16 protein-coding genes are annotated in these 13,354 nt (G+C 43.3%); 4 read left to right on the top strand and 12 right to left on the bottom strand.

Annotated elements, in window-relative coordinates; translation table 11 throughout:
- Positions 1-50: 50 nt before the first annotated feature.
- The 9 genes from AOT13_RS08255 to fadH form a co-directional block, all read right to left on the bottom strand.
- The gene (locus tag AOT13_RS08255; protein WP_042384929.1) at positions 51-599 is read right to left on the bottom strand and encodes a peroxiredoxin; all 549 of its coding nucleotides are present in this window, start codon (positions 597-599) and stop codon (positions 51-53) included.
- Between the two features lie 292 nt (positions 600-891).
- Positions 892-1,134: a YkuS family protein gene (locus AOT13_RS08245; RefSeq protein WP_042384935.1), complete on the bottom strand. Its 243-nt coding sequence runs from the start codon at positions 1,132-1,134 to the stop codon at positions 892-894.
- A gap of 65 nt (positions 1,135-1,199) precedes the next feature.
- Positions 1,200-2,330, bottom strand: a complete 1,131-nt coding sequence (locus tag AOT13_RS08240; protein WP_013401338.1) for an N-acetyldiaminopimelate deacetylase — start codon at positions 2,328-2,330, stop codon at positions 1,200-1,202.
- 57 nt (positions 2,331-2,387) lie between these two features.
- Positions 2,388-3,098 (bottom strand): 2,3,4,5-tetrahydropyridine-2,6-dicarboxylate N-acetyltransferase, encoded by a 711-nt coding sequence (gene dapD / locus AOT13_RS08235; RefSeq protein ID WP_013877260.1) that lies wholly within the window; start codon positions 3,096-3,098, stop codon positions 2,388-2,390.
- Between the two features lie 81 nt (positions 3,099-3,179).
- On the bottom strand, positions 3,180-3,638 hold the full coding sequence (gene cbpB / locus AOT13_RS08230) for a cyclic-di-AMP-binding protein CbpB (protein ID WP_003252063.1): 459 nt from the start codon (positions 3,636-3,638) through the stop codon (positions 3,180-3,182).
- A 116-nt stretch (positions 3,639-3,754) separates the two neighbouring features.
- A complete protein-coding gene (gene abbA / locus AOT13_RS08225) occupies positions 3,755-3,949 on the bottom strand; it encodes an antirepressor AbbA (RefSeq protein WP_013401340.1) in 195 nt (64 codons plus the stop codon).
- A gap of 134 nt (positions 3,950-4,083) precedes the next feature.
- Positions 4,084-4,317: a hypothetical protein gene (locus AOT13_RS08220; RefSeq protein WP_003252065.1), complete on the bottom strand. Its 234-nt coding sequence runs from the start codon at positions 4,315-4,317 to the stop codon at positions 4,084-4,086.
- A gap of 51 nt (positions 4,318-4,368) precedes the next feature.
- A complete protein-coding gene (locus AOT13_RS08215) occupies positions 4,369-5,586 on the bottom strand; it encodes an EAL domain-containing protein (RefSeq protein WP_003252067.1) in 1,218 nt (405 codons plus the stop codon).
- A gap of 490 nt (positions 5,587-6,076) precedes the next feature.
- On the bottom strand, positions 6,077-6,841 hold the full coding sequence (gene fadH / locus AOT13_RS08210; protein ID WP_003252069.1) for a 2,4-dienoyl-CoA reductase: 765 nt from the start codon (positions 6,839-6,841) through the stop codon (positions 6,077-6,079).
- A 146-nt stretch (positions 6,842-6,987) separates the two neighbouring features.
- On the opposite strand from fadH, the gene AOT13_RS08205 reads away from it, so the two are divergent.
- Together AOT13_RS08205 and AOT13_RS08200 are read left to right on the top strand one after the other, a co-directional pair.
- The gene (locus tag AOT13_RS08205) at positions 6,988-7,860 is read left to right on the top strand and encodes a metallophosphoesterase (protein WP_003252071.1); all 873 of its coding nucleotides are present in this window, start codon (positions 6,988-6,990) and stop codon (positions 7,858-7,860) included.
- A 145-nt stretch (positions 7,861-8,005) separates the two neighbouring features.
- Positions 8,006-8,443, top strand: coding sequence for a YkyB family protein (locus AOT13_RS08200; RefSeq protein ID WP_013401341.1), 438 nt, complete (start codon positions 8,006-8,008; stop codon positions 8,441-8,443).
- A 126-nt stretch (positions 8,444-8,569) separates the two neighbouring features.
- Here the strand turns inward: AOT13_RS08200 and AOT13_RS08195 are convergent, their stop codons facing one another.
- Positions 8,570-9,475 carry a chemotaxis protein gene (locus AOT13_RS08195; protein WP_003252075.1) on the bottom strand — a complete coding sequence of 302 codons (906 nt, stop codon included), beginning with the start codon at positions 9,473-9,475 and terminating at the stop codon, positions 8,570-8,572.
- A gap of 237 nt (positions 9,476-9,712) precedes the next feature.
- Positions 9,713-10,696 (bottom strand): magnesium/cobalt transporter CorA, encoded by a 984-nt coding sequence (gene corA / locus AOT13_RS08190; RefSeq protein ID WP_003252077.1) that lies wholly within the window; start codon positions 10,694-10,696, stop codon positions 9,713-9,715.
- Positions 10,697-10,889: 193 nt separating this feature from the next.
- Between corA and AOT13_RS08185 the strand changes: the two genes are divergently transcribed.
- Both AOT13_RS08185 and AOT13_RS08180 read left to right on the top strand, forming a co-directional pair.
- Positions 10,890-11,117 carry an IDEAL domain-containing protein gene (locus AOT13_RS08185; protein ID WP_003252078.1) on the top strand — a complete coding sequence of 76 codons (228 nt, stop codon included), beginning with the start codon at positions 10,890-10,892 and terminating at the stop codon, positions 11,115-11,117.
- Between the two features lie 193 nt (positions 11,118-11,310).
- On the top strand, positions 11,311-12,459 hold the full coding sequence (locus tag AOT13_RS08180) for an aminotransferase A (protein WP_003252080.1): 1,149 nt from the start codon (positions 11,311-11,313) through the stop codon (positions 12,457-12,459).
- A gap of 122 nt (positions 12,460-12,581) precedes the next feature.
- Here AOT13_RS08180 and AOT13_RS08175 read toward each other — a convergent pair whose 3' ends face one another.
- A complete protein-coding gene (locus AOT13_RS08175) occupies positions 12,582-13,349 on the bottom strand; it encodes a 2-phosphosulfolactate phosphatase (protein WP_003252082.1) in 768 nt (255 codons plus the stop codon).
- Between the last annotated feature and the right edge of the window lie 5 nt (positions 13,350-13,354).

The following is a 13,354-nucleotide window of genomic DNA, read 5'->3' as shown; positions in this document are numbered from 1 at the left end:
AGAAAGGTCTAACGTCAAGTTAGACCTTTCTTCATTATTTATATTGTCCATTACACATCTAATGTTTTTTGACCTGGTTTCCAGTTTGCCGGGCAAAGACCGCCAGTTTGTAGCGCTTGAAGCACACGCAATACTTCGTCCACATCGCGGCCGATGTTGTTATGATGAACAACGGCGTATTTCAATTCGCCTTCTGGGTCGATGATGAATAGACCGCGGAGGGCAACACCTTCTTCTTCAATAAGGACGCCGTAGTCGCGGGAAACTTGATGAGTAGGATCAGCCGCTAAAGGATATTTGATTTTGCCAATACCGTTTTCTTCGCGAGGCACTTTCATCCAAGCTTGGTGCGAATAGACAGAGTCTGTCGAAACGCCGATGACAACCGCATCTAAATCTTCAAATTCATCATAGCGGTCAGAAATTGCCGTAATTTCTGTCGGGCACACGAACGTGAAGTCCATTGGATAGAAGAAAAGAACTGTCCATTTGCCGTTTTTCATGTTTTCCTCAAGGCTGACACGGCCAAAATCGCCATTTGGCAATACTGCTTGAAGGTCAAAACGAGGTGCTTGTTTTCCTACCATGCGTTCTGCCATATGTATCCCTCCATTTTCTTTTTCCAAAATATTTTTTTGATGGTACAACATACATTGTCGAGTAATATTATAATGGGATTATTATTTTTAGTCAATATTAAATGATAATTAATTTAAAAAGAAAGTAATTTTTTTGCTACCTCCGCTTCCATATTGGCCTGCCCCAACTTCGTTTAAAAACATTTCTTTGATTTTTAGTATATTATTAGTCTCTATCAAAAATAAAATGATTTGCTCAATCAACCGTTTCGCTAAAACAAACGGGCTGTTGGCACAGCCAGCCCGTTCACCGTTAGCGCACTTTTTCGTCAACTTTTCGACAAATTTCTTCCGCCGTCAGACCGCTCGCTTCGATCACAGGACAAGCAACAACTGCATTTTGAATGCCCATGACATTCGCGTCTTGGCCGGTAATTACGCAACAATCGCAGCCTTTGGCGTCATTTTCTCCGCGAAGCGGTATGACTTCATATCCTCTTTCCTTTAACGCTTCTTGCACGTTTGTTAACGAATGTTCGACACCGATCCTCGCCATAGCAATCCACCTCCTCATACACATAATGTGCCTTAAGGAAGGTGGAACTATACCATTTTCATGATTCATTTATTCCCTTTCCATGTAATGTACGCTGTCAAAAACGCAATCGCTTGATCAATCGCCGCTTCGTTTGGCGCTAACTTCGCATGATGCAAACCGTAGGGAGAATCGACGCCAAGCCAAAACATAAATCCCGGAATATCTGCAAGCATATAGCCAAAATCTTCCCCTGTCATTGCTTCTTTACAGCGAATGAAGCGAATTTCTGGATAGTCTTCGGCAAACCGGATAAATTCCGCCGTCAACCCCGGATCGTTGTAAACTTGATGATACATGGAGCCATAATCAATTTCCGCGTCGCATTGATACGCAACCTTTATTCCATCCACCATCGCTTCAATCCGCTCTTTCACTTTTTTCATCGAATCAACCGATAATGTGCGGATCGTTCCTTCCAAGCGCGCACATTCCGCGATCACATTTTGCACGGTGCCACCGGAGATTTTTCCAATGGTAATAACGGCGCTGTCAAGCGGATCGACATTGCGCGCAACGATAGACTGAAGCTGCGTAACAAGCGAGCAGGCGGCAACCACCATATCGTTCGCCAAGTGCGGAAACGCCGCGTGCCCGCCTTTTCCTTTTAAGTCAATAAACAATTCTGACGTATTCGCAAACAGCAAGCCTTCTTTCGTCGCAATCGTGCCGACTGGGTATTCCGGGGCAATATGTAAAGCGATAATCATATCCGGCTTCCATGCTTGCATGATCTCGCTTTCTAACATTGGCTTCGCTCCGCCCGGTCCTTCCTCTGCCGGCTGGAAAATAAACAGCAAGTCATCTTTGATCGGGTGCTCGGCAAAATGTGTAAGCAATCCGAGCGCGATGCTCATATGCACATCATGTCCGCATGCATGCATGTTTCCTTCATGCTCCGAGCGGTACGGCAAGCCGGTTTCCTCCTTAATCGGCAAACCGTCGATATCGGTCCGATAGCCAATCATTTTTCGCGGGTCTGTTCCGTTTACTTTCACAAAAATCCCTGTTTTCCATGTCTTTATTTCCAGCCGTTCTTGCGGCAATGTGTGAATATAGCGCAATAAATACTGCTGTGTTTTAAATTCTTGAAAGCCTAGTTCAGGAATTTTATGCAAATCACGGCGAATTGCAACAAATGGGCTAATTGATGACATACGAATCTCCTCCATTGAAAAAAGAGCTGCCCAAGCGAATGGACAGCTTTTGTTTTTTTATAATTGACGGAGCTCTTGCTTAATCTCCGTTTTTGCTTTTGTTTTTTCATCAATTTGTTTTATGACACGCGCCGGAACGCCGGCGACAACCGTATACGGCGGCACATCTTCCACCACGACAGCGCCAGCGGCAACGACAGCGCCCTTGCCAACGGTAACCCCCTCTAAAATAACGGCGTTTGCGCCAATGACAACGTCATCTTCGACAATCACCGGTTTCGCAGAAGGAGGCTCGATAACTCCCGCCAAGACAGCGCCAGCACCAACATGGCAATTTTTCCCGACCGTCGCGCGCCCGCCGAGCACCGCGTTCATGTCAATCATCGTTCCTTCGCCAACAACGGCGCCAATGTTGATGACCGCCCCCATCATAATGACCGCATTATCGCCAATTTCCACTTGGTCACGAATGATCGCCCCCGGTTCAATGCGCGCTTTTACCTCTTTTAAATCAAGAAGAGGAAGCGCGGAATTGCGCCGGTCATTTTCAATCACATAATCTTCAATCTTGTCTTTATTTGCTTCTAATGCTGCTTGAATTTCTTGCCATTCGCCGAAAATGACGCCAGTATTTCCGGCAATGAACGTTTTAGCGTTCTCTCCAAAATCGATGCCCTCGAGATTTCCTTTTATGTATACTTTAACAGGAGTCTTTTTCTTACTATTTTGAATAAAAGCGATAATTTCATTCGCATCCATCATTTTCATGTCCAAACATCCTCCTTTTCTTCTCTGCTCTTTTTTACTTTAGCAGAACAGAGATAACAGTGACAAGCACTAATTTTTTATTTATGAAACGTGGTTGCGATATTTCCATAAACGCAGCTGTTTGTTAACACGCTTTAAAAATTCCCGCCTAGTAAAAATTCCTTCAAAATAGCCATCTTTATTTTCAACACAAACAAACGGATGATTTACGATCAGCTCAACCCCTTTCAACACGTCATCATCCAATAAAAGGCGCGGAATGTCTTTATTCATCACTTCTTCCACTTTCATTGTTTCCAGCCGTTCAAATTCGATGCGTTCCAATCCTAAAATCGCATCCATAATCATTGTCATGCTAATTAATCCATGAAGTTTATACGAAGTATCCAAAACAGGAATCGCGGAATATCCCGTTTTCGTTAACACTAATAACGCATGGTCTAAGTAGTTGCCAAGCTGGACATGCGCGACTTTATCGGAAGGAATCAGAAATTGCGCGATCGTCATATGTGCAAACCCATTGTTTTCAAAAATTGTCATCCCCATTTTCCGCCTTTCTCTTTTCAGCGTTTTCTTTTTTCAGTTTATCATATTTTGATTGTTTTCTTATAAAAAAATCACTATCGCTTCACTTTCAGCGATAGCATTATGTAAAATCATATGTTTTGAAGAAGCCGATCGTATAAATGCAAAAGCTGCTGATGCCGTTTTTCATCTACTTGCTTCTCGCCATTTTCTATATCGGCGAGTTCACAACTAATAAGCTCCAATGCATATTGCTGTGCAAACAAAATATCAAGAAGCAATATTTGCTCTTCATGCGATAACATTTCCAGCAATTGTTTCCCCATTTTCATTCCCCCTTCAGAAACAATATATTCAGCAAAATGCAAAGAAAGACTTTCCCCTTCATTCCCATATGCGTTTTTCCCGCTATTGCATAAAAAAAGAGCAATCCCAAAAGGGCTGCTCATATTGCCTTGCTTTATCCATAACGCAATGCCAAAAACAAAATCACAATCGCGGCTAATAAGAAAGCCGAAACATATGCCAATAAAACAGGGTTGCGCAAATAAGCGTGTTCTTGCACTTTCTCGGGGAGCGGGGCATCTAGCTCCCCCTGCCATTTTTGCTGTCGGCCAAGACGGTATGTGTACACGCCGCCCGCAACTGCTATAAAAACGGCAATGATCGATAATGCAAACGCCCACTGTGCCATTATTCTTCACCTCATGCTTACTTTACCACGAGGAAAAGATTTTATGCAGTTTTAGAAATGGGCATCGTGTTCAAATAAATAACTATATGATAGATCGATGAATAAATAATGGCGATCATCAATCGGGTATGAATATGTCCGGATCGTTTCCCCTGTCTCAATATCTGCGTATAAATCGGAAAGAATTCCGCGTTTGCGTGAGCGCATCCGGATAATATTTTCTAAAAAGTACGGCCGCCAGCTCCAATTTTTCATATAATATTGCGGTTGAAGTTCCCATTGATTATCTTGTTTGAAAATGTTGGCCGACTGTTGAAAGCCGTCTTCGTCGCAAATATAAATGCGGAAGCAAACGTCATTCAGCTCATTGGCTAAAAGCGAGATCAGTTCATTAAAATCAGAGACTTTTTTATATTTTGCTAAAAGTGCAGTCAGCCGCTGCTGAAACTGTTCAGAAATATGATAGAGCGTTTCTAGTTTTTTCTTTTCTTGCTGAATAAAATGGTGGCATTCTTGGCGCAGGCGCTCTTTTAACATATTGCGCGGCACCAGCTCGGCAGACGGTTTCGCCAAATAGTATCCTTGGTAATAACGCCCGCCATTGCGCCATGCGTACTGCAATTGAAATGATGCTTCAATATCTTTGTATAAAAGCGTTGCCCCGATTTTACGGGCGAGCAGGGAAAGGGAATAAATCACATCTTGGTACGCTTGATTGACCGATGCCTTCCGCAATTGGCGCAAATCAATTTTCAAAACGTCCGGCGACAATAACCCGATTCTCTCCAAATTGCTGCTATGTTCGCCTATATTATCCACCGCAATTTGAATTCCATATGTGCGAATATATGTTAACAAATGGCTTAATTGATTCAAATCCCCTTTAAAATGTTGTTCATTAATCTCTAACACGATGCGCTCAAGCGCCAGCCCGCGCGCTTCATACTGAAGAAGCAGCTGCAAAAACGACTCGGCGCGGTCAAGCATCAATAAATTCGCATCACGATTTAAAAAGATAAGCGGTGTATCATCATCAAGGGAAAGAAAATAATCAAGCGCTTTCTTTGTTACTATTTCATCGACTTCTAAACGAAACTCTTCCGGTATCGTTTCGTCATGAAAAAACGGACCAAGGCTTACCACGCCCGTTTCTGATTCGTATCTCCCCAGCACTTCATATCCGACGACACAATGTTCATCAGCGCTAAAAATTGCTTGATAGTGCGGAAAAACTTTCTGTAAATTCGCCATAACGTCTAATGCATCCATCTTGCTCACCTCTTTTAATGACACGCCGACTTTGCCAAGTTATGAATCATGTTTAATGATTAAACCTGTTAATTAAAATCTTATATGAAACATTATTCGCCGTGAAGATTCATTTTTCTTCACATGGACTCATCCCTCTATCGTTTGGAGGCGATTGTTTCATCGTTGGATCAGTTTCATTTTACTATTTCTTCATTGCTTTGAAACAAACCTCTTTATGTCTGTTTTTATTCAACATTTTTATCTAATAAAATTATATCGAAGGTCAAGTTCCCGTTCATTTTCCGTTCTATCGTTTCGGGATTTCATCGACCCAAAAAGACTGCGTGGGACATTTATGCTCAAGCTTGCTAACAGCAAATTGATCCATCACACCATTGGAAAAAAGCGGCTTCCTCATGCAAGGAAACCGCTTGTATGCTCATTCGGCGTTTTCTTTTTTATTGCCATTCTGCTCCTGTAGATGATAAGCAGCAGACGGAATGCGCTTTCAAAATGGGTGTTGGTTAAGCCACTGCCCTCCGTCCATTGTGATGCATTCCCCATTGATATAAGCAGCATCATCAGAAAGAAGAAATGCAGCAAGCGCAGCAATTTCTTCCGGTGTGCCGAGGCGCCCTAACGGAACGCTTTCGATGGTCCGCTTTTCCGCTTCTTCCGATTCCCACAGCCGTTCCGCTCCTCCTGTCCGCTCAATTGGCCCGGGCGCAATCGCGTTGACGCGGAATCCGTATTTCCGTCCCCATTCTACCGCAAGCGTCCTTGTCATTGCCAATACGCCCGCTTTCGCGCACGCGGAATGAATGACGCCTGCGCCAGCGTTCCAAGCATATGTTGCAACCATGTTGATGATGGAACCTTTTTGCCCATTTTTAATCCAATAATTTCCGACCTCGCGGCTGCAATAAAACGTGCCGTTTAATACGATATTAATAACGCTGTTCCAGCCATTGATCGACAGCTTCTCCGCAGGGCAAATAAAATTGCCGGCAGCATTATTAATGAGAGCATCAATTTTTCCAAACTCCGCGTCTGTTCGCTTAACCATTTCGGCGACTAATTCAGGATCACGCACATCCATTTGAATTGGAAGAACTTTCCCGTTTGGAGATTCCACTTCCTTTTTCGCTTCTTCAAGCGCTTCAAGACGTCTCCCTGTTATAACGACATTTGCTCCTTCGGATACAAACCGTTTTGCCATATATTTCCCCATCCCGCTCGAGCCGCCAGTTATAATGATTACTTTTCCGTTCATGTTTCTCCCCCTTTGCTCAATGACTGATTACTCATTCATTTTTATCTTACTATAAAATGAACGAATTTTCTAACATTATTACTTCCCTATTGTCCTTTGTTTCTTTTTTCCATATAATAAAACTAATTGTGAAAGGACGGCACATGATGGAACGATTAGAAATAACGAAGATGAATCGGCGAACATTTTTAAAAAAATTGCTTGGCATTGGTGCCGGCGGAATGCTGGCGACATCATTGAGCTATTACTACGCGCGCTTTATTGAACCAAGGCAATTAACCGTTACTCATCATGTCATTTCCCATCCGCTGATTCCGGAAGAATTTACAGGAATCAAACTTTTACAATTTAGCGACGTTCATTTAGGCCACTATTACGGATTAAAACGTTTTCGCCGCATCATTCAAAAAATAAACGAATTGCAGCCAGATATCGTGTTGTTTACAGGGGATTTATTGGATGAGCCAAACAAATATCCGCACATTGAGGCAGTTGCCAGCGAACTTTCGCGCATCCGTGCCCCGCTTGGAAAATTCAGCATTTATGGAAATCACGATCATGGCGGGTATGGAACAAACATCTATCGTGATATTATGGAGAAAGCCGGATTTCGAATGCTTGTCAATGAACATACCCTCATTCGCAAAGCGCGAAGCTTCATTGCCATTGCCGGCGGGGATGATATGATGCTTGGCAAACCGGATTTTTCTAAGATGATAAAATCAATCCCTGATTCGACCTATACGATCGTGTTATTGCATGAACCGGATGGCGCTATGCAAATGAGCCGTTATCCCGTTCACCTGCAGTTATCGGGACATAGCCATGGCGGGCAAGTCCAGCTTCCTTTCATCGGCCCGCTCATAACACCGCCGCTTTCCGAAACGTATTATGAGGGGTTTTATCAAATTAACCATTTAACGTTATATGTTAACCGCGGACTCGGCACGACAAGAATACCGCTTCGTTTTCTTTCACCGCCAGAACTTACTGTCTTTACGCTGCAGCATCAAGCATAAGAAATGTGAAACAACGCCGCTAAAAAACGTCCGCTTCTTTGTCTGCCGCTGCTTACCGTCAAACGAACGAAAGCGATTTTGCAAGCAAATGTTCATTTTGTATAATAAAAACGATGAGATATGCTATGAAAAAGGAGACATGGTGATGGAACCGTTAGAACCGACAGTGGATAACCTAGCAAAAGCGATTTTTACCGTTAACCGCCATGCCAAAACCGCGTTAAATCCGTCTTTTCTATATCTTCTTAAAAAGAAAGCCATCGAAAAACTGCTGCAAGAAGGAAAAGCAAAAAAAATTGGCTTACATTTTTCCCGCAATCCAAAATATAGCCAACAGCAATCGGATGTGCTCGTCGCTGTCGGCAATTACTATTTTCATATTCCTCCAACAAAAGAAGACTTCGCACATCTGCCACACCTTGGAGCGCTTAATGACTCTTACCGCAATCCTGTCGCAAGAATGCCGCTGTCTCAGGCGAAAACGCTATTACAAGCATATACAGGCATCAAAGAAACGCCGCCAAAGCGAAGAAATCCGTATCAAAAACCTGTGTTTAAGCGGCTTGGAGAAAGCTATTATTAAAAAAGCGGTTCTTTTATGGAACCGCTTTTTATTATGAAAGGAAGCAGACGCATCGAGCCGTTTTGTCCGGCTTTTTTGGGCGCCCGCGCCTGAGCCGCTTTTATATGTATGATTTCATCAATCCGATTATAAGATATGCGCATCAATCATGTTGACGAGCTCGCCAATTTGCGGTTTGCTGACTTGCGCTGTCGCGCCAACTTTCTCGCCTTTGTGGCGGAGATCGTCGGTAATCAGAGAAGAAAAAATAATGACAGGAAGTTTCTTTAATCTTTCGTCTTCGCGAATGCGCTTTGTTAAATGATGCCCATCCATTTGCGGCATTTCAATGTCGGTAATAACAAGCTGCACTTCTTCAGCGATGTCTTTTCCTGCATCAACAATCGATTGTAAATAGTGAAGCGCATCCTCGCCATTTTCGAAAAATTCCACCGATCCGTATCCCGCTTCCGTTAACGTCTCGCGCAACATTCTTCTTAACAGCGGCGAATCTTCCGCCACGATGATCTTTTTTTGGGAGCGTTCGCGGGTTCCAAGCTGTTTCATTTGTTGCGCGCTTATCCCTAAGTCTGGGTTAATGTCGACGATAATTTTTTCAAAATCTAACAGTAAAATCATTTGTCCTTCCAATTTCACGACACCAATAATTTGTGCTTCCAGCCCTTGGTACATTTGCGATGGTTTTTCAATTTGTTTCCATGAAATCCGATGGATGCGTGTCACATCATGTACATGGAAAACAACTTTAAGTTGATTAAACTCTGCGACAATAAATTTATCATGTTCAGGGTGTTCGGAAGATGGAAAATGCAGCACTTTTGCCAAATCAACAACCGGAAGCACTTCTCCGCGCAGCTCAATGATCCCTTCAATATGCGGATGAGCATGCGGAATTTTCGTAATCGGAAGCGGGCGAACGATTTCGCGCACTTTCATGACATTGATCGCAAAGTGGTTATTCGCAATGATAAACTCGACAATTTCCAGTTCGTTCGTACCGCTTTCTAATAAAATCTGTGATTTTTCCGTCATCGCAATTACGTCCTTCCTGCTTTTTAATATCTTATATTTTTATTATATTGGTGAATGCGCAAAGAAGGAATATGTTTTCGTGTTTATTTTCATAATTATTTTGCAATCTGACAATGGGGCAGCATATTGCCATGACTCGCACTTGCCGGCTTGATGCCGCAGACGAGCTTTGCCGCGAATCGCAATAATCTCGTCATCGGAACGAGCGGCAACATGCACCGTTTCAATAAAAATCCATCATTTCTTTTTGGGATCATTCCCTTTATGAAACCGGAACCAGCCGTTCCGCTTAAACCAAAAAAACATCGCAATCGCAATCACCGCCATTACTCCAAGAACCGCAAAGTAACCATACTTCCAATGCAATTCTGGCATATAATCAAAATTCATTCCATAAATGCTGGAAATAAACGTTAATGGCATAAAAATCGTCGTTATGACCGTCAATGTCATCATAATAGTATTCATCCGGTTTGAGTTGAGCGACAAATAACTATCGCGGATGTCAGAGGTAATTTCGCGATTTGTTTCAATCATTTCTGCCAGCTTGAGAAGATGGTCATAAATATCATGAAAATATAGTTGGCGCTCCTTCATCCGCTGCAGACGTTCAGAATGAATAATCCGGTACAGCAAATCGCGCATTGGCACAATCGTTCTTCTTAACTTCGATAAATCGCTGCGAATGTCAAACACTTTTTCGATGATTTCTTGAATTGTTTCATCATTTGCATTTTCTTCTAATTCATTCAACACATCTTCAATATGATAAATCGGCGGAAAATAGTCATCAACGATCTTGTCTATGATGCGGTACATGACATGGAAAGGACCTTGCTGGACATCTTCTTCGCTTTTGATCCGTTCCCACACTTCATTCACGGCATGGATGGATTGCTTATGAAAAGAAACGACAAAATTTTGTCCAACAAATAAATCAACTTCCTCTGCTTCCAGCGAGCTTTCTTCAATCGCATGCAGCACAACAAATAAATATTGGTCATAAAAATCCAGCTTAGGCCGCTGCACATACTCCAAACAGTCTTCAATGGCAAGCGGATGAAAATGAAAAAAGTCAGCCAGCAGCTTTGCTTCATCTTCCGTCGGTTCATGAAAATCAACCCAATACCATGAAATGTCAGCGCTATTGACAAACCGAAGCGGAACATTATACATCACGTCAAACTCTTTTGTCACCGCGCATGTCCGAATCATATCCATCACCTTATCTCCGTCATTTGCTTTCCTTTTACATATGATAACCGAAAATATGTGACATCCCAACAAAAAAAGGATATATTGCTATAGAAAAATACCATGCGAATATTTATCAAAATTTTCTTTACTTTTTTATTAAAAATTAGGATAATATAAAAAAGGGAACTTATTGTTCCTAAGCAAGGGGGAATCACATATGTACGAAAAGCAATATCCTTATGAAGGAGCGATTTTATTCAGCCAAATGGAAGAAACAAATAGTTATGGTCCTCTCGCGGAAAAAGTGCTGGAACACGCGATATTCCTGTTTCAAAAACAAAAATTGATGGAAAAAATCGATGAGGCATTGATGGCGCGAGACAAGTCCCTCTTTTTAGAACTTTCCGCACAATATAATGAACTTCTTAAAAAATACGGTGCGTAAAAAGGAGAGAAAGATGTTCGAGTGCGAAACGTCCGAATCATATAATTCAAAAATAAGGTGAGCCGCTTTTCCAAAAACTTTCTTTAAGAAAAACGAAGGCGGCTCACTTTTATTTTTTCATCATTCTCACTCCATCGTCAAACATGATAAAATGTTATCAAGCGATAGATAATGACGGAAGGATGAATAATTGGTGGAACATCTGATTCATTCGCGTGTAAAAAACATTGAAATATCCGGCATCCGCAAATTTTTTAACATGGTTGCCGACCGTCCCGGTTTGATTTCATTAACGATCGGGCAGCCGGATTTTCCGACTCCTGAACACGTGAAAGAGGCGGGAAAAGAAGCCATTACCGGCAATTTCACCACATATACGCATAATGCCGGTTTTCTTGAATTGCGCCAAGCCGCTTGCGATTTTATTCGCGAGAAATACGGACTGGATTATCAGCCTGACGAAGTAATCACCACCGTCGGAGCAAGCGAAGCGCTTGACATTACCTTTCGTACCATTTTAGAAGAAGGAACAGAGGTCATTTTGCCCGGCCCCGTCTACCCGGGATACGAACCGCTGATCCGGCTTTGCGGGGCAAAACCAGTATATATCGATACACGGCCTAACGGATTTCGTCTATCCGCCGAGTTAATCGCTCCTCACTTAAACGAGCGGACTCGCTGCATCGTGCTCCCATATCCTTCGAACCCCACCGGAGCCACACTATCGGAACAAGAACTCCGGGAAATTGCTGCGCTTGTGAAAGGCCGGCCGATCTGGGTTGTCTCGGACGAAATTTATAGTGAACTCGTTTACAACGGCCGCCACCATTCGATTGCGAAATGGCTGCGCGAACAAACTATCGTTATTAACGGATTAAGCAAGTCCCATTCCATGACAGGATGGCGGGTCGGTTTTGTGTTCGCTCCGTCTTTCGTTACCAAACATATGCTCAAAGTGCACCAATACAGCGTTTCATGTACATCTTCTATCTCGCAAAAAGCTGCGCTCGCCGCCTTAACAGCTGGAAAAAATGACGCAGAAGCGATGCGTTTGCAATACAAAGAACGGATGGAATATGCTTACCGCCGTCTCATCGATATGGGATTGAAAGTGGAAAAACCGAACGGTGCCTTTTACTTATTTCCATCTATCGCCGCTTTTGGCCAATCCTCTTTCGATTTCGCGATCGATGTCGTAAATAAAGCCGGCGTAGCGCTCGTTCCCGGCAGCGCCTTTTCCCAATACGGAGAAGGACATGTGCGCCTTTCTTACGCTTATTCACTAAATATGTTAAAAGAAGGGCTGGATCGCCTTGAACGATATATTAAAGAAAGACAGTGAGCATGCTTGAGCGTACTCACTGTCTTTTTTCTTTCGTCACATAGCTGGAAGAAGTTTGCTGCGCGGACAGTGGACAAAAACACTGCCACCATCTTCGTTATGCATCGATCCATACCGTTTTTTCAAAAAGAAAACGTCTGCTTCGCCGCATCCCGAATTTCCCATCCCGATGCCGTCTTTTGCAACACCGGAATGACAGAAAGCGCTCCTTGCCGATGAATGTAATCCATATCTGCTGCAAGGCCGTGAGCCAACATCCACCGCCCGGTCCGCGAAGAGGCCAGCACCGTTTTTCCATCGCTTTCCGTATGATATTTTTCATAAAAAAGCAGCGCCGCCATGGCAGCATCAGATAAACCGCGCTCGGAAGCGCCACATTGAAGCAAGCAGGAAATAAAATAACCGGCCCCGTAAAAATCTTCTAAACAAAACCGCCCTGATGAACCTGCACAAATAGCGACAATGGTTTCTGAGGAATGATGGCGGCAAATATGTTCGGCAAGCGCCCGGCCATTGAGTAAGCTCCCGGCGTAAAGATGACCGGCATTCATGGCCTTGCGAATCGCAACCGTTCCGTTAGTCGTTGATAAAATAAGCGTTTTTCCTAAACAAAATGTTTGCAAAAAAAGGGGGAATGGGGGATAAAACCCGTCAATGGTGTTGCCTTCATACTCCCCGACAAGTTCATAATTGCCGTTTGCCAGTAAGTTCGCTTGCGCTTTCGCTTCCTGGGCGCTTCTCGCCGGAATGACGGAAGCGGCCCCAAACGAAAGCGCAGCGGTGATCGCCGATGTGGCTAGCAAAATATCAAATACTACCGCCACTTTCCCGTTCCCTAAAGCTACTTCGTCAATGTCTTCCTTGCGAAGCACAACATGAACGCTTCTCATCTATT

Origin of the sequence: Parageobacillus thermoglucosidasius, from assembly GCF_001295365.1 — a bacterium.
GTDB lineage: Bacteria > Bacillota > Bacilli > Bacillales > Anoxybacillaceae > Parageobacillus > Parageobacillus thermoglucosidasius.
This window is presented reverse-complemented; position numbering and strand designations above follow the sequence as displayed.